Raw genomic sequence first — 16,680 nt, forward strand, 5'->3', positions numbered from 1 at the left:
TTTGAGGACGATATGACGAAGGTCGCGGAACTGAATTTCTACCCCTTGAAGAGCGGCCGCGGCATCTCGCTTAATGATGCGGTGATCACCGCCGCCGGTATTCCCGGTGACCGGCAGATGATGGTGGTTGATCCGTCCGGACAGTTCATCACCCAGCGGGAATTGCAGGAACTGGCGCAGGTAGAGGTCGAGCCGCGCGATGTCGGCTACCGCTTCGCGGTCGAAGGCAAGGGCGAGATCCTGGTTGCGGTTCCGCCGTCCGACCGGCGCATGGACGTTGTTGTCTGGAAATCTCCCGTCAGCGCCGCAGTCGCGGATGACGGGACCAATGCGATCCTCTCCACTTGGCTCGGTCGCGAGGTGAAGCTCGCCTTTTTCGACAAGAATGCCGAACGCATCGCAAGCGCCGAATGGGCGGGACCGGATACGCCGGTGACCTTTGCCGACGGTTACCAGGTGCTGGTGACCACGACGGGTTCACTTGCAGCGCTCAACGCCGACATGGCGAAAAACGGTGAAGGCGCGGTCGGCATGGACCGGTTTCGTCCGAATATCGTGCTCGACCATGACGAGGCCTGGGCCGAAGACAACTGGGAAGGCATCGAGATTTCCGGCGTCCGGTTCGATTTCGTCAAACCCTGCGCCCGCTGCATCATGACCACGCAGGACCAGCAGACCGGTTCGCGCGAGGGGCCAAGTCCGATCCCGGCGATGGGCCGTATCCGCATGTCGGGCGACCGGCGCGTACCCGGCCCGCTATTCGGCTGGAATGCCGTGCCGCGCGGCGAAGGCACGATCAGGCTCGGTGATGCGGCAACGATTACCGGCACACGCGATACCTGGGCGATCAAGCGGCGCGCCTGACGCCGCACAGGGCGAAATTCCACAACAAGAGCGTACCGCGGACGGCAATAGGCGTCTTGACGCATGGCAGCCATGCGCAATGATATGTTGCCTGCATGGCGTGCTGACGGCCAAAAACGGCTGCATTCTCAAAAATCAAGATTCGGGCCTTGCGTTGTCATCGTGCTTCCTGGGCGCTTTCTGACCGGAAAACGCTCAAGAGCATTTATTTCATGACACCACGCACCCAAGGCCTGTTTTTCGCACTGACCGCGGTTTCGATCTTCGCGGTTCAGGACGGTATTTCCAAACATCTCGGCCAGGCCTATCCGCCGGTCTTCGTGGCGATGATCCGCTATTGGTTTTTCGCCGCCTTCGTGCTGGCGCTGGCGACCCGCAACCAGGGTGGCATCAAGCAAACAGCCAAGAGCAGCAGGCTGGTGCTGCAGATCATCCGCGGTGCGCTTCTGGTCTTCCAGATCGTCGTGTCGATCTATTCCTTCGCCAATGTCGGTCTTGCCCAGACTCACACGATCTTCGCGGCCGCACCGCTGGTGGTCGCCTGCCTTTCGGTGCCGTTGCTCGGTGAGACCGTCGGATGGCGGCGCTGGGCTGCCATCGGCGTCGGCTTCATCGGAATTCTTTTGATCATCGATCCGCTGCATGCAAGCTTTAGCGCCAGCATCATCGTGCCGATCACCTGTACCCTGATGTTTGCGCTCTATTCGGTTCTGACCCGCATGGTCAGCCGAACCGACACCTCCCAGACCAGCTTCTTTTACACCGGCATTGCGGGAGCCGTTGCGATCACGCTCATCGGGCCGTTCTACTGGAAGACGATCACACCCGACTACTGGTTCTGGATGCTGGCGCTCTGCGTCACCGGCATGACCGGGCACTATCTCCTGATCCGTGCCTTCGACGTGCTGGATGCCGTCGTGGTGCAGCCGATCTTCTACTGGCAGACCGTGCTCGTCTGCATGATCGGCACGTTCATTTTCGGCGAGGTGATGAGCTGGAACATGATCGGCGGCTGCGTGATCGTCATCGGTGCAGGTCTTTTCACCATCCTGCGCGAGGCACAGCTCGGCAAGCGCCGTCCGCCGGTCCAGCCGCCGGGGTCGCTGTAAAAGAGTCTCAACCGGTCAAGCGGCGGTTTCAGTTGAACAGGCTGAGGATATTCTGCGGCTGCGAGTTGGCGATCTGCAGGCTTTGCAGCGCGAGCTGTTTCTGCGTCTGAAACGCCTGCAGACGCATCGACGCTTCTTCCATGTCTGTGTCGACGAGACGGCTCACGCCGCTTTCGACCTCGTCCATCATTTTTTGTGAGAATGCAGTCTGCATTTCGATGCGTTGCTGAACCGACCCGAGCATGGCGCCGCTATCGATCGACTGGCTGAGCATGTATTCGACGCCTTCGAGATATTCGTCGATGGTGAAATCGTCGGTGGTGACGTCGATTTCGGAAAGATCGAAGCGCAGCGTAAAGGGCGGATCCGGCCGGAACGAGCTGATGTAGAAATCCACCGCCTTGTTGCCGTAACCCGGATAGATCGCCTGATCCGCCTGGAATGTCAGGCGATTGCCGGAGACGGATACGGCAAGGCCTTCGAAACCTGGAACGATATAGTCGACAATCGCCTTGAGATCGGCACCACTGGTGATCCGGCCGTCGGTTGTTCCAAGTGCTGCGTCAACGGCGGTCCGATCGATCACGAAAGTCTGGAGCGGCGCGTTATCGATACTCAGGTCAAATGAGATCGTCGCGTCCAGCATCACCTTGAAGCTCCAGAGAAAATTCATCGAAGAGCTGGTGATCATGTTGTCATGGTCGATCCGGGGCACCGAATCGAGACCAAGCGTGCGCTCTGCCACCGTTGGCCCGAATGTGCTGGTTATGCCGCTGATAAAGATGCTGGATCCAACATTCGGAGAAGTTTCCAGCGTGCGGATTTCGTAATTGTATGCATCCGCGGGCGAAGTCGCCTGCGTGCCGTAGACGTCTGCGTAAGCGTTGGCGCCGACATTGGTGAAAGCCTGCTGAATGACCGAGCGCAATTGAAAGACATTGTCTATCTCGCCGTCATTCGTTCCAAGTGCCGCATCGATAACGCCCTTGTCGATCGTGATATGGAAAGGCATGCCGGCAGATTCCGGGCTGTTGTCGATCAGCAGATCGAACTGCACGGAATCGCTGCCGCTGAAGGTGATCGGTCCATCAAAATAATGGTCTTCATGCCCTTCGTGATAAAAGCTGCTGGTGGTCATTCCACCGAGCGGCATGTAATAATCCAGATCATCCTTCTGCAGGATGCCGCCGCCGAAATCGTTCAGCATGCTGGTTTTTCTCAGATCAACCTTGCTTGTGTTGATCGTCGTCGCGCCATCCGCATTACGGGTGAACGAATCCACGACGACATCGTCCAGCTCGTTGATATTGTTGATGTGATCGCCACTGTAGGTCTGCAGATAATTAATGCCGCTGAAGCTGGAGGACCTGACGATGCTGTCGGCCTGCTTGCTCAGCTGCGAGATCTGGTTCTGGATCTGAGCCTTGTCGACACTGTCTTCCCTGGCGGTGACGAGTGTCGCCTTCACATCGGTCAGCACATCGATTATCGCGCCTGTGCCAGCATAAGCGGTATCCACTTTGGCTGCACCGACACCAAGCGCATCGCTTGCCGCAGAAATCGATTTGTTGTCCGATCGCATGTTGGTCGAAATCGACCAATAGGCGACGTTGTCGGAAGCCACCTTCACCCGGAGACCGGCGGAAACCTGTTCCTGGGTGTCATTCAATCCGGAAGAGACTGCCCGCAGCGTCTGAAGCGCCGACATGGCAGAAATGTTCGCTAAAATACTTGTCATGACGTACCGGATAAATCGATTGAATTATGGCGTCGTCATGAGCCGGATCGCAGAAATCGCGAGACTTGAACTTTGTCAGTTATGGTTAACAAAAAATTGCCAATTGGCAAGCCTCAAGCCTTCGTACGTAACCGTACAAACCGGCTCGGCGCGTGTCCGAGTGTTCAATTCGAGCCTGGCGCCATCAATTGCGCTGATGGATGACGTTCGCAAAACTCGTTTCACCAACGCGTGATGACAGTATATGAACATCTTCCCATTATGGAGGACACCCATGTCTCAAGCTGCGCCCGTTTCCGCTCGAGCGACGATGCCCTGGCTTATCATCTGCGCTGGCGCGCTCGTTGCGCTTCTGACATTCGGGCCACGTTCGGCCATGGGTTTCTTCCAGCTGCCGATGCTTGCCGATACAGGCTGGGACCGCACGACCTTCGGGCTTGCCATGGCGATCCAGAATCTTGCCTGGGGTCTGGGCCAGCCCGTCTTCGGGGCGATCGCGGACAAATGGGGCACTGCCCGTGTCCTGACCTTCTCGGGTCTGCTTTACGCGGCGGGTCTGGCGCTGATGTCGACAGCGCATTCTGAGAGCATTCTCTACCTCTCAGGCGGGGTAATGGTCGGGCTTGCGGTAGGTGCCGGCTCGTTCGGCACGATCCTCTCGGCTTTCGCCCGCAACGTGACGCCCGAACAGCGCTCGTTCGCCTTCGGTATCGGAACTGCTGCGGGGTCGGCAGGCATGTTTCTCTTTGCACCGCTGAGCCAGGCCCTCATCTCCACTTACGGATGGTCGGACAGTCTTGTCATCATGGCGGTGATGATGCTGGCAATCCCGCTGCTCGCCATTCCGCTGCGCGGCAATTCAAGCTCGGGGACACAGTCGCAAGCCGCGTTCAAGCAGACTGCCGGCGAAGCGCTGAGGGAGGCGTTCGGCCACAAGGGATATCTGCTCCTGACCAGCGGCTTTTTCGTCTGCGGCTTTCAGGTGGCCTTCATCACGGCACACTTCCCGGCTTACTTGCGCGATATCGGCATCGATGCCCGTTATGCGGTGATCGCCATGGCGCTGATCGGCTTCTTCAACGTCATCGGCTCGCTGTCGGCAGGCGTAATCGGCCAGCGATATTCAAAGCCCTATTTCCTCGCCTACATCTATCTTGCGCGCTCGGTGGCGGTGACAGCCTTCCTGCTTCTGCCGCAGACGCCGCTTTCGGTGATCATCTTCGCCATCGTCATGGGGCTGTTGTGGCTTTCCACCGTGCCGCCGACGAACGGGCTTGTCGCGATCATTTTCGGCACACGGCATCTCGGCCTGCTGGGCGGGATCGTGTTCCTGTCGCATCAGGTCGGCTCGTTTCTCGGCGTCTGGATGGGAGGCACTCTTTATGACCAGCTCGGCTCCTACGATACCGTCTGGTGGTTCGGCGTGGCGCTCGGCATCTTTGCCGCAATCGTTCACTGGCCGATCCAGGAAAAGTCTGTAGACCGGCCGGCAGCAATCCAGCCGGCGGAATAAGGGTTCAGCCGGCCTGACGATCCACAGGGCGCGCAGAGAGCGCCTTCAAGGCTGCCTGAACGAACCCTTCACGGGCGTCGTTCGCGGTGATGCCGCGCGGCTCGTAGACATGACGGTGAAGGAAGAACTGGGTCAGCCGGAACGCTGCCAGCATGCTGTCGCGGTCGGCTGCAGGTTTTGGCCCCTCCCCGAGAAATGCCGGCAGGGCCAGCATACGGTCGGCATAGGGTGCACCGGCCTCGCCGCATACCGCCCGGCCGCTTTTTGGCGAGACATATTTGAGGTTCTGCCGCACACCAGTCGCCGCGCATTCGGTAAGATCGAGGCCGTAACCGAGGTCGTTCAGCACTGCCAGTTCAAACCGGACGAAAAGCTCGCCCGCATCGGCGGGGTCATCCATCGTGTCGAGAATGATATCTAGCGCATCGAAAAGATGCGGGTGCGGATCGCGCTCAGGCAAAAGGCGTAGCAGCGCCCCCATGGCTTGCACGCCGTAAACGGCGGTGGCCGTTTCCATCAGCTTTGCGGCCCTAAGCCTCACAGGTTCGAGCTTCAGTTCACCCAGATGCTCATCGAGCCTTGCGCGCCAGACCGCCTCGACCCGGTTCCCCGGCTGCAGGACCGGCTGCATGGAGCGAGAGCGACCAGAGCGGACAAGGCCCAGATGGCGACCGCGCTCACGCGTCATCAACTCGGCGATGACGCTGGTCTCGCCATGCCGCTTGACGCCAATAATGATCGCCTCGTCCTGCCACTGCATCGATACTTGAAGACCTTTCCGAACCGATTCAATTCTACCGCATAAGTCGTTCAGATTGAATCTGTTTCGCGATGTGCAACAGATCTCGAAAAACTGCGATCGGGTGTCATCTCCAGTGGAACAAATTGACTGTCAGCGGAATTCTCTCGCCAAACAAGAACCGGTTCAGGGAGTTCCCATGAGACATATCGTTTTCGCTGCCACCTTGGCATCTGCGGCCCTTGCCGGTTTCCTGCCGGCACAGCCGGCTGCGGCGCAATCACCGCAGCTGGAGCAGGCGTGCGTGGCGGTGGCAAAGAATTTCCTGCTGGTACCATCGCTCAAGACCGGGATCGTGCAGTCCTTCCCCGAACTCGATCCGCCCGGCGCGCGCCTGACCTATTCCACCCGCGAGGATGCCAAGCCGACAGACTATAACAATGAGATCGAGTGCCAGTTCGACAAGGCGACACCGCCCTTCGGGCTGGTGCGCTTCTGCATCTCCAAAACCTGCTATGGCCCGGGCGAGCAGGAACCCGACAACCGCCGCCGCTTCGAGGAAGTCAAGGCGCTGATGGCGCGGCAAAAATAACGGCAAGCGCCGGCGGCACACCATCGCTTGCCGCCGGATCTTCTTTTTGGGGTCCATTAATTCTCGGCCCGTCGGCCAAGCGCTCCCAGCGCCGAAGTCAAATAGCGTTCAGCCAAGGCATGGCGGCGGCGCTTGGCAAGCTTCAGCGCCTCCATGCAATGCGAAGCCAGCCGATCCGCGTCGTTAGATTTCACACCGTTTTCCTCGGCGGTCACCAAACCGGTATAGATCGACGGCATGCCTTCGCCGTTGCGCAGGCAGCGCCCCTGCCCCGTCACGACAATGCTCTTGCCGCTCGGATGACTGATCTTGTAGGTCTGATGACACGGCTTGCCGGAGACGATGGTCTCGTGCAGCGCCTTGGCCACCCGGGGCATGTCGTCTTCCGCGACATGCTTGATGACCTGCTCGATCGGAGCTCCGATCTCTAGCTCGTGAGGCGGAATACCGTAGATATGGGCGAAAACACTGTCGGCGAAGACTTTGTTTTCGCTCAAATCCCAGCTGAAGAACCCGACAGCGTCCTTCAAATCCACGCCTTTGTCTCGTCCCATATATTTGCTGGTGGCCATGCGGTTCGCAATCCTTGTGGCGCTTTTTTCCATCCCTATCAGCCAACAGCCTGAATCAGACCAGTGACAAATCAGATCAAAGTTCCACAGTTGCGTCGTGTCAAGTTCACCGCGTATAGTTGTGCGTATATATAGGATATATCACGTTTGACTGTGGACTATTTCCATGCAGATCCGGCGGACCTGAAGGAAATCAAGAGCACGGGAAACGAGAAAAATCGTTGATCGATCAACCTTTTGGGAATTCCAGGCCCATTTCGCGGAAGCGTTCCGGGTCATCGCCCCAGTTCTCGCGAACCTTGACGAACAGGAAGAGATGCACCGGCTGCTCGAGGATTTCGGATAGCTCCTTGCGGGATGCCGTCGAGATTGCCTTGATAGCCTCGCCATTCTTGCCGAGCGCGATCTTCTTCTGGCTCTCGCGCTCCACATAGATGACCTGCTCGATGCGAACCGAGCCATCCTTGCGCTCTTCCCACTTTTCCGTCTCGACGTGAGAGGCATAGGGCAGTTCCTGATGGAGGCGCAGGAACAGCTTTTCGCGGGTGATCTCGGCTGCGAGCTGGCGCATGGGCAGATCGGAGATCTGGTCTTCAGGATAATACCAGGGGCCTTCCGGCAGGGTCGTTGCGAAGTAATTCATCAGATCGTCACAACCGGAACCGGTCGTCGCAGAGATCATGAAGGTGCGCTCGAAGTCGGCCTTTTCATTGGCTGCGGCGGCAAGCGCCAGCAGATCCTCGCGCTTGACCTGATCGATCTTGTTCAAAAGCAGGATCTTTGGCTGACGAACGTCCTTCAGGCCTTCGAGGATCGTTTCGGCATCGCCGCGAATGCCACGCTCGCTGTCGATCAGAAGCGCGATCAGGTCGGCATCCTTGGCGCCGCCCCAGGCGGTCGTGACCATGGCGCGGTCGAGCCTGCGGCGCGGCTTGAAGATACCGGGCGTATCCATGAAAACGATCTGGGCATTGTCGTGAATGGCGATGCCGCGCACGATGGCGCGGGTCGTCTGCACCTTGTGGCTGACGATCGAAACCTTGGCGCCGACGAGCCGGTTGACCAGCGTCGACTTGCCGGCATTGGTGGCGCCGATCAGCGCGACGAAGCCGGAATGGGTCGGGCCGCCGGCAGCTTCATTTTCTTCGCCGGCAATGTTGTGGTCTTCGGTCATATCGATCCAATCAATCCTGGCTCTTCGGCCAGATGCCCTCGCGCTCGAGGAGCTTCGTTGCGGCAACCTGCTCGGCTGCCCGTTTCGACCGGTCGGTGCCGGTTTCGGGCGCAACGCCCTTTATTTCTACCGTTACCGTGAAGCGCGGATCATGATCCGGTCCCGAACGGTCGTCCACCCTGTAGGAGGGGGTGGTATTGAATTTCGCATGCGCCCATTCCTGCAGCTCTGTCTTGGCATCGCGCCGCGCAGCATCGGGCTTGCTGGCACGATCCTGCCAGTAACGCAGGATAAAAGCACGGGCAACTTCCAGACCACCATCAAGATAGAGCGCAGCGATGAGGCTTTCCACCACATCGGCGCGAACATTGAGCATGCGCTTGCCGGTCAATTTCTTGACGTCGGCGCCGGTGCGGATGAAGCGGTGCAGTTCCAGCTCATCGGCGACGGTGGCACAGCTTTCGGCGCTGACCAGCTGGTTGAGGCGCACCGACAACTCTCCCTCTTCCGCCGAGCGGAAGGTGGTGAAGAGGAGTTCGGCGACGCACAGGCCAAGCACGCGGTCGCCGAGAAACTCAAGCCGTTCGTAATTGGCATTCTTGGCGGTGCCGGTGCTGGCATGGGTCAGCGCCCGGTCAAGCCATTGCTTGTCGGCGAAGACATGACCGATCACCGTTTCCAGCTGGCCTCGCTCTTCCGCCGACAATGGTTTCATCTTCATCAGTTGACGCCCTTGAACAGACGATCCCAACGCATGTTGGACGGCCACTTCCAGATTTCGCGGAACGAGGTGTCGTTGCCGAGCGAGAAGAAGATCACGCTGGCGCGACCGACCAGGTTTTCAGCCGGAACGAAACCGACGTCGAAACGGCTGTCGAGCGAGTTGTCGCGGTTATCGCCCATGAAGAAGTAATGGCCCGCCGGAACATCGAATTCCGGCGTATTGTCACCGCGGGAATTGGGGATCTGGTCGAGCGTGTCGTAGGTCTTGCCGGTGTCGAGCGTTTCGCGGAAGACCGGAACGTTGGAGCCGGGATCGAGGCGATAATCCGAGGTGAAGCTGCCGTCAGCCTGCTTCGGAATCGCTTGGCCGTTGACGTAGAGAATGCCGTCACGCATCTGGATCTTGTCACCCGGCAGGCCGATGAGGCGCTTGATGTAATCGATATCCGGCTGCTGCGGCAGGCGGAAGACGATGACGTCGCCGCGCTTCGGCTCGCTGAATTCCAGAATACGGCCATCGAACAGGTCCGGCGAGAAAGGCAGCGAATATTTCGAATAGCCATAAGCGAACTTGTTGACGAAGATGTAATCGCCGACGAGCAGAGTCGGCATCATCGAGCCGGACGGAATGGTGAAGGGCTGGAACAGAACCGTACGGATGACCATGGCAAGCAGCAGGGCCTGGATGATGACCTTGATGTTCTCCCAGATGGCATTCGGCTGCTTCGTCTCGGCTTTATCGGACACGTCAAAATTCTCTCTATCTCGGGGCGAGTGGCTGAACTGTCTAAACGCTTAGCCAAGCCGCGGCAATGGTGGTGAGATTACTAAACCTTCATGCTTTGTCGGAAGCATGCTTTTGCGCACCGGCATCAGGTGGATACCGGTTTCGCCTCGATGATCACGAAAGCCTGGGCGTAAGGGTATTCGTCGGTGATGGTGATGTGGATGACGGGCTCATAGCCAGCAGGGATCAGTTCGGCCAGTCGGTCGCCGGCACCGCCGGTGAGGACCATTGTCGGCTTTCCGCCGGGCAGGTTGACGACACCCATGTCTTTCCAGAACACGCCATTGGCAAGACCGGTGCCCAACGCCTTGGAACAGGCTTCCTTGGCGGCAAAACGCTTGGCGTAGGATTCGGCCCGGTTCTTGCGGCGCTCCGATTTTGCCCGCTCGATCTCTGTAAAACAGCGGTGGGTAAAGCGTTCGCCGAACCGCTCTATAGATTTTTCCACGCGCCTTATGTCTATGAGGTCGCTCCCCATGCCGATAATCATCAAGCTGATCCTGTACCTAAATTGCCGATCCGGTTTCGGCTGACTTGAGGTGTCTTGCCCTCTCCGTCAAGCGGCCGAGGCGACGATCGCGAAAACCGCGCACGGCAAGATAGGTCACGGCATAGAAGAAAAGCGCACAGAGCAGGCCCAGAGGCAGCGAGCCGACAAGCATCGGCTCAAGCACCGGTCCCCAGAGCTGCGAGACGTCAAGATGGGCGAACAGGGCTTCAAGATCGATATGGCGCGAGGTCGGCTCGGCGCCGAGCATGAACTGACCCACTTCCCAGGTCAGCGGCCAGATGATCGGACAGGTCAGGGGATTTGCGAATGTCGTGCCGATTGCGGCAGCGATCATGCTGCCGCCAAGAAGCCAGGCGATCGGGATGGCGAACAGGACGTGAAATCCCAGAAAAGGAGTCCATGCGCTCAGCACGCCGACCGCCACGCCAGCGGCGACGGCATGGGGAGAACCACCGATGCGCATGACCTTGAGGCGATAATAACCGAGCGTACGGCGAAACCCTCTTTTCGGAACGAACATCCCGAAAAGCCTCTGCCTGAGTGAAAGAGGAGTACGACGGCGAAAGGGCATTCCAGTTAACCTGTCCAATCGATCCGGACAGGGCCGGCCGTTCTGGCTATATATGATCAAGCGATATTATAGCGGAAACCGAAAATCGTGGCGAATTTGGGGATAAAGATCCGCGCCAAGCTTCAACCAGCGCCAGGAAATCCCGAAGGGCGCCATAAGGCTTTCGCCCCTATCCAGCTTCTCGTGCCCCGGCTCGCTGGCCAAAGGCACGACGGCGGTCAAGATTTAGAACTGCGTCTTGCGGAACATACCGCGGTCGACCTGGCGCATACGGTATTCGAGATCGATCCGATCACGCGATTCATTGAGATAGGCCATTTCGCGATCCTGGGCCGAGGGAACGCGCAGGGCGCGTGCAAACTTGCGTACTGTGTCAAACATCGTCTTATCTTTCGTTCAGTTACTTTGCTGATGCTAAAATACGACTTCCTCGGCTCTTTTACCAACGCCTGGGAAGCGGTGCAGGCTTGCTCCCAATGCATGGCAAGCGCTTTGACGGCCGTCAAATTGACCAAATAACCGGCGACAACGAGCGCGACACGGCAAAAATGTTCAAAAAACAACCGCAGGAGCCGGCAAGCCCCTGCGGTTGGACATATCGTCGCAGCCAGAAGGGCAAATGCCCCTCTGCCCATCTCAGGTCTGACACTCAGAACTCTTCCCAACTGTCGTTCTTGAGTGCCGCGTTGCCGGAGAAGGCACCGGCCAGCTTGCGGCCCAAAGCGCGCGCCGGCGAGGCGGCGGGCGCTTCGTCCGCCTGCGCAGAGCGCACAGGTTTGGTCGCCCCCCTTGCCGAACGTTCTGACGAGGCTCCGGAAAGCCTGAACTGAGCCAGCAGGGCATTGAGCGATGCAACGTCGCGGGCAAGGCCGTGGCTTGCCGCAGTCTGCTCCTCGACCATTGCCGCGTTCTTCTGCGTATCCTGGTCCATCGTGTTGACCGCAGAATTGATCTGCTGGAGGCCCGAGGATTGCTCCTGCGCACTCTCGACGATGGCGACGACGTGCCGGTTGATCTCCTGGACTTCCGCCACGATCGTCTCCAGAGCCTTGCCGGTCTCGCCGACAAGATGCACGCCGTTGCGAACCTGCTCGTTCGAAGTCGTGATCAGCGCCTTGATTTCCTTGGCGGCATTCGCGGACCGCTGGGCCAATTCGCGCACTTCCTGTGCGACAACCGCAAACCCCTTGCCCGCCTCACCTGCACGCGCGGCCTCGACACCGGCGTTCAGCGCCAGAAGATTGGTCTGGAAGGCGATGTCATCGATGACACCGATGATGTTGCCTATTTCGCCAGAGGACTTTTCGATCTCCTCCATCGCTTTGACGGCGTTCTGTACGACATGGCCGGATTTTTCCGCACCCTGACGGGTGCGGGTGACAAGATCACCGGCTTCCTGTGCACGCCTTGCGGCATCCTTCACCGTGGTGGTGATCTCTTCGAGCGCGGCAGCCGTCTGCTCGACAGCTGCGGCCTGCTGTTCGGTACGCTTGGCAAGACCATCGGCGGCCGACTTGATCTCGGACGAGCCTGCTTCAATGCTGTGGGCGTCTCCCGCGACCTGCTCAAGTGCAGCCTGGAGCTTGGCGGCAGAGGCATTGAAGTCGTTGCGGACACCATCGAGCGCTGTGGTGAACCGCGCTTCTATACGATGCGAAACATTGCCATCGGACAGCTGGCTCAGCGCCCCGGCGAGACTGTCGACGGCAAACTTGACGTCGGCGGCTTCACGCGCCCTACCTGCCTCACGCTCGATACGTTCCTTTTCCGAGAGGCTACGATTGTCGTCGGCTTCCTGTTCAAGCCGAATGCGCTCCAGTGCATTGTCGCGGAAGACGGCGACAGCTTCGGCCATCTGGCCGATCTCGTCCTTGCGGTCGAGACCAACGATTTCAGCTTCCGTTTCGCCGACTGCAAGCGAAGCCATACGCTCTCGAAGCCGGGCCATCGGTGCGGTTATGCCCGTCTGAGCGATCATCATGGCGGCACCCATAGCCAACAAGATGCCGACGACCATGCCGCAGATCGCGTAAAGGATCGTTGACGAAACGGACGCCGACATTTGGATGGCACCGTTGTTGAGGATCTCCGTCATGGCAACGTTATTGGCGGCGAACTTCAATGGCAATGCAACGATCACCCCGTCGAGCTTGGCCGAGAAATCGTGAACTCCAGCCGCATCACCGGCAACGTAAGCTTTCAGCAGGCCATCGCCTACCGCTTTCAGATTGTCGACCCCGACAAGCAATTCATCGATTGCTTCCTTACGACTTGGGACGATCACAGGAATCTTGGTCAGGCGATCACGCGCTGCGGCAAATTCCTGACCGAAGCGCTCAGATAGTTCCTTGAATTTTTCGGACTTGGGATCCTGCACGAGCGCACGCCCCAGCCAGGTGGTTGACGTCCACATGCCGGCAGCAGCGCGCGGGCTCAAGGTCGCTGCGTTGCTTTCGTTCTGCAGGAAGTTGGAATAGGCGCTGTTGGCAGCGCCGAATTTACTTGTAACGTGCAGTAGGCCAGTCAGAGAAATGATCCCAAGGATGGCAATCGCCATCAGAAACTTGGTCTTGATCCGTAGATTTTTGAGCATAGGGAAACCTCGATACGTGCTGGAAAATCCATGCAAGAGGACAGATGAACGAACGAACGCAGGAACCGCCGGACGAAGGCGGCGCGTGTCATACGCGCAAAGAGCGGGGCATATCTCAAATTTCCCGGAACAATGTGTAGGGCGACGGGCTATAATAAACAGTTACGTTTCGATCATCGGAATATTGTTCCGATAAAATATTGCAACATGCGATTGCCGCGCCCCTCCTAATCAACCACGAACAGCGGCTTACCTGCAGCGAGACAGCATTGCTCACCAAACGAAAGCGGCCGAGGACTCCATGTCCCCGGCCGCTACCGCTTATTTCGGAGATAGCGGCTTACAGAAACCGCTATCGATCAGACGCTCAGAACTCTTCCCAACTGTCGTTCTTGAGTGCCGCATTGCCGGAGAAGGCACCTGCCAGCTTGCGGCCCAAAGCGCGCGCCGGCGAGGCGGCGGGCGCTTCATCCACCTGCGCAGAGCGCACAGGTTTGGTCGGCAACCTTGCCGAACGTTCTGACGAGGCTCCGGAAAGCCTGAACTGAGCCAGCAGGGCATTGAGCGATGCAACGTCGCGGGCAAGGCCGTGGCTTGCCGCAGTCTGCTCCTCGACCATTGCCGCGTTCTTCTGCGTATCCTGGTCCATCTGGTTGACGGCCGTGTTAATCTGCTGGAGGCCCGAGGATTGCTCCTGCGCACTCTCGACGATCGCGGCGACGTGGCGGTTGATCTCCTGGACCTCCGCCACGATCATCTGCAGCGCCTTGCCGGTCTCGCCGACCAGATGCACGCCGTTCTGGACCTGATGGTTGGACGCGGTGATCAGCGTCTTGATCTCCTTTGCGGCATTTGCGGACCGCTGTGCCAGTTCGCGCACTTCCTGTGCGACAACCGCAAACCCCTTGCCCGCCTCACCTGCACGCGCGGCCTCGACACCAGCGTTCAGCGCCAGAAGATTGGTCTGGAAGGCGATGTCATCGATGACACCGATGATGTTGCCTATTTCGCCGGAGGACTTTTCGATCTCCTCCATTGCCTTGACAGCGCTGTGCACGACTTCACCTGACTTTTCCGCACCCTGACGGGTACGCGTGACAAGCGAGCCTGCCTCGGTGGCGCGACGGGCTGCGTCCTTCACCGTGGTGGTGATCTCTTCCAGAGCGGCAGCCGTTTCTTCGACGGAAGCGGCCTGCTGTTCGGTGCGCTTGGCGAGATCGTCGGCTGCGGAGCGGATTTCCGCCGAACCGGCTTCGATGCTGCGGGCATTGCCTGCAACCTGCTCGAGCGCTTCCTGGAGCTTGGATGCAGAACTGTTGAAGTCGTTGCGCACTCCATCGAGTGTTTCCGTGAAAGGCTGCTCGATGCGATAGGAGACATCACCGTTGGAGAGCTGGCTCAGTGCCTCGGCGAGATTGTCGACTGCATATTTGACGTCGGCGGCTTCGCGGGCCTTCGCTGCTTCGCGTTCGATGCGTTCCTTTTCCGAGAGGCTACGATTGTCGTTAGCCTCCTGTTCGAGACGCTGACGTTCCAGCGCGTTGTCGCGGAAAACAGCGACGGCTTCGGCCATCTGGCCGATCTCGTCCCTGCGGTCGAGACCGTCGACTTCAGCTTCAGTCTCACCGGCGGCCAGGGACGCCATGCGTTCCCGCAAGCGCGCCATCGGCGTGGTGACACCCTTCTGCGCGATCAACATGGAGAAAGCGATGGCAGCGGCAATCCCGATCAACATGCTGACGATCGTGACCAGAATTGCATCGGTAACACGCGCATTGAGCTGGTCCGAACCATTCTTGATCAGGTCCGCCATGGCAGTATTGTTGGCGCCCGACTTTGCCGAGAAGTCGATGGTGGCCTGTTCGAGCTTGACCGTCATGCTGTCGAACAGTGCCTTGTCACCGACGGCATGGGCCTTGATCATTTCCCCGCCGATCTGCCGCATGGCGTCTATGGCGCTCACCAATTCGTCGATTGCGGCCTTTCGGCTGGGAACGATGGCCGGGATCTGCTCCAGACGGCCGCGGGCGCCGCTCAATTCGTTATTGAAGCGGGCAGCGAATTCCGTGAATTTGTCCGACTGTGGATCCTGGCTTACGGTACGGTTCAGCCAGTTGATAGCCGTCCACGCGCCGGCAACACCACGAGGCCCATAGACAGCCGCGGTGCTCTCGTTCTGGAGGAAATTGTAATATGTGCTGTTCGCCTCTTCGAAGCGTAGAGTGACGAAAGCCAGGCCCGCCAGCGAAATGAACGCCAGGATCGCAATCGCCATCAGAAATTTGGTCTTTATTTTTAGGTTCTTGAGCATCGGATACCTCCACAACGCGATGAACTCAGCGCATTGAGCCGGGAACCGGGCTTGGTTCTCGGAGACACTATGCGCAAGTCTATTTGCTGCAGCACCAGCCGCCGCGGGATCCCGCGCTTGGTGCAACAGTGCAGACTCCCGACGAAAGAGCCAACCAAACAGGAGCCGTCCAACCATGTGATCTGGAGGAACGACGCACATCATGCGCGCTTGAGAACAAGGGGGTATCTCGAATGTCCCGGGCAGAGCATAGAACCCGGTCCGATAATAAAATCTTACGTTGTATCGAATTTTATAAAACTCACGGCAAAATGCCGCACCGTCCGTTCAAACGCCTATCACGATACCGGTGGAAGGCGACTTCGGAGAGATTTTGCCCAAAGGAAAGGCCGCAGACGGGTTGCCTGCGGCCTTTCCTGATCTTGGGAATGATCGTCCTCAGGACGAGCCGGACTTAGAACTCTTCCCAGCTTTCGTTCTTGACGGCAGCATTGCCAGAGAAGGCGCCGGCCAGCTTACGGCCAAGGGCGCGTGCCGGCGAGGCCGCGGGCGTTTCATTTGCCTTCACCGCACGAACGGTCGACTGGTAGGTCTGAACCGAAAGCTTGAACTGGGAAAGAAGCGCGTTCAGCGAAGCAGCGTCGCGGGCAAGACCATGGCTTGCTGCGGTCTGCTCTTCGACCATGGCAGCATTCTTCTGCGTGTCCTGGTCCATCGTGTTGACCGCGGTGTTGATCTGCTGCAGGCCTGAAGACTGTTCCTGAGCGCTTTCGACAATCGCGTTGACGTTGCGGTTGATCTCCTGGACTTCGCCGACAATCGTCTGCAGCGCCTTGCCGGTTTCGCCAACGAGATGCACACCGTTCTGGACCTGCTCATTCGA

17 protein-coding genes are annotated in these 16,680 nt (G+C 58.7%); 5 read left to right on the forward strand and 12 right to left on the reverse strand.

Features of this window, described 5'->3' with window-relative positions:
• The first annotated feature begins 12 nt into the window (after positions 1 to 12).
• Together GGE33_RS20970 and GGE33_RS20975 are read left to right on the forward strand one after the other, a co-directional pair.
• Complete coding sequence (locus GGE33_RS20970) at positions 13 to 864, forward strand: MOSC domain-containing protein (protein ID WP_183827453.1); 852 nt, start codon at positions 13 to 15, stop codon at positions 862 to 864.
• 212 nt (positions 865 to 1,076) lie between these two features.
• On the forward strand, positions 1,077 to 1,973 hold the full coding sequence (locus tag GGE33_RS20975; protein ID WP_183827455.1) for a DMT family transporter: 897 nt from the start codon (positions 1,077 to 1,079) through the stop codon (positions 1,971 to 1,973).
• 28 nt (positions 1,974 to 2,001) lie between these two features.
• On the opposite strand, the gene GGE33_RS27555 is transcribed toward GGE33_RS20975, so the two are convergent.
• Positions 2,002 to 3,681: a flagellin N-terminal helical domain-containing protein gene (locus tag GGE33_RS27555; protein WP_246436317.1), complete on the reverse strand. Its 1,680-nt coding sequence runs from the start codon at positions 3,679 to 3,681 to the stop codon at positions 2,002 to 2,004.
• Between GGE33_RS27555 and GGE33_RS20990 the strand changes: the two genes are divergently transcribed.
• Positions 3,680 to 3,946, forward strand: coding sequence for a hypothetical protein (locus tag GGE33_RS20990; protein WP_183827559.1), 267 nt, complete (start codon positions 3,680 to 3,682; stop codon positions 3,944 to 3,946). The two genes, GGE33_RS27555 and GGE33_RS20990, sit on opposite strands and share 2 nt — an antisense overlap.
• Before the next feature lie 39 nt (positions 3,947 to 3,985).
• Positions 3,986 to 5,224, forward strand: coding sequence for an MFS transporter (locus GGE33_RS20995; protein WP_183827458.1), 1,239 nt, complete (start codon positions 3,986 to 3,988; stop codon positions 5,222 to 5,224).
• 4 nt (positions 5,225 to 5,228) lie between these two features.
• Here the strand turns inward: GGE33_RS20995 and recO are convergent, their stop codons facing one another.
• Complete coding sequence (recO, locus tag GGE33_RS21000) at positions 5,229 to 5,984, reverse strand: DNA repair protein RecO (protein WP_148145460.1); 756 nt, start codon at positions 5,982 to 5,984, stop codon at positions 5,229 to 5,231.
• Between the two features lie 178 nt (positions 5,985 to 6,162).
• On the opposite strand from recO, the gene GGE33_RS21005 reads away from it, so the two are divergent.
• Positions 6,163 to 6,555 carry a hypothetical protein gene (locus tag GGE33_RS21005; RefSeq protein WP_183827461.1) on the forward strand — a complete coding sequence of 131 codons (393 nt, stop codon included), beginning with the start codon at positions 6,163 to 6,165 and terminating at the stop codon, positions 6,553 to 6,555.
• Positions 6,556 to 6,611: 56 nt separating this feature from the next.
• On the opposite strand, the gene GGE33_RS21010 is transcribed toward GGE33_RS21005, so the two are convergent.
• The 10 genes from GGE33_RS21010 to GGE33_RS21055 form a co-directional block, all read right to left on the reverse strand.
• Positions 6,612 to 7,127 carry a PAS domain-containing protein gene (locus tag GGE33_RS21010; RefSeq protein ID WP_183685014.1) on the reverse strand — a complete coding sequence of 172 codons (516 nt, stop codon included), beginning with the start codon at positions 7,125 to 7,127 and terminating at the stop codon, positions 6,612 to 6,614.
• Between the two features lie 229 nt (positions 7,128 to 7,356).
• Positions 7,357 to 8,301, reverse strand: a complete 945-nt coding sequence (gene era / locus GGE33_RS21015) for a GTPase Era (protein WP_148145463.1) — start codon at positions 8,299 to 8,301, stop codon at positions 7,357 to 7,359.
• 10 nt (positions 8,302 to 8,311) lie between these two features.
• Positions 8,312 to 9,022, reverse strand: coding sequence for a ribonuclease III (gene rnc / locus GGE33_RS21020; protein ID WP_183685013.1), 711 nt, complete (start codon positions 9,020 to 9,022; stop codon positions 8,312 to 8,314).
• A complete protein-coding gene (gene lepB, locus GGE33_RS21025; RefSeq protein ID WP_183827463.1) occupies positions 9,022 to 9,771 on the reverse strand; it encodes a signal peptidase I in 750 nt (249 codons plus the stop codon). The genes rnc and lepB overlap by 1 nt, the downstream gene beginning before the upstream one ends.
• A gap of 125 nt (positions 9,772 to 9,896) precedes the next feature.
• Positions 9,897 to 10,301, reverse strand: a complete 405-nt coding sequence (gene acpS, locus GGE33_RS21030; protein WP_183827466.1) for a holo-ACP synthase — start codon at positions 10,299 to 10,301, stop codon at positions 9,897 to 9,899.
• A 16-nt stretch (positions 10,302 to 10,317) separates the two neighbouring features.
• Positions 10,318 to 10,842, reverse strand: a complete 525-nt coding sequence (locus GGE33_RS21035) for a DUF2062 domain-containing protein (protein WP_183685012.1) — start codon at positions 10,840 to 10,842, stop codon at positions 10,318 to 10,320.
• Positions 10,843 to 11,118: 276 nt separating this feature from the next.
• Entirely contained in the window at positions 11,119 to 11,274 is a 156-nt protein-coding gene (locus tag GGE33_RS21040) for a DUF3563 family protein (RefSeq protein ID WP_183827469.1), read from the reverse strand.
• 268 nt (positions 11,275 to 11,542) lie between these two features.
• Positions 11,543 to 13,486: a methyl-accepting chemotaxis protein gene (locus tag GGE33_RS21045; RefSeq protein ID WP_183827472.1), complete on the reverse strand. Its 1,944-nt coding sequence runs from the start codon at positions 13,484 to 13,486 to the stop codon at positions 11,543 to 11,545.
• Between the two features lie 367 nt (positions 13,487 to 13,853).
• A complete protein-coding gene (locus GGE33_RS21050; RefSeq protein ID WP_183827475.1) occupies positions 13,854 to 15,797 on the reverse strand; it encodes a methyl-accepting chemotaxis protein in 1,944 nt (647 codons plus the stop codon).
• Between the two features lie 454 nt (positions 15,798 to 16,251).
• Positions 16,252 to 16,680, reverse strand: a 429-nt coding sequence (locus tag GGE33_RS21055; protein WP_246436319.1) for a methyl-accepting chemotaxis protein, incomplete at its 5' end; no start/stop codon positions are given.

Source organism: Aliirhizobium cellulosilyticum (assembly GCF_014198105.1).
GTDB classification, from domain to species: Bacteria; Pseudomonadota; Alphaproteobacteria; order Rhizobiales; family Rhizobiaceae; genus Neorhizobium; species Neorhizobium cellulosilyticum.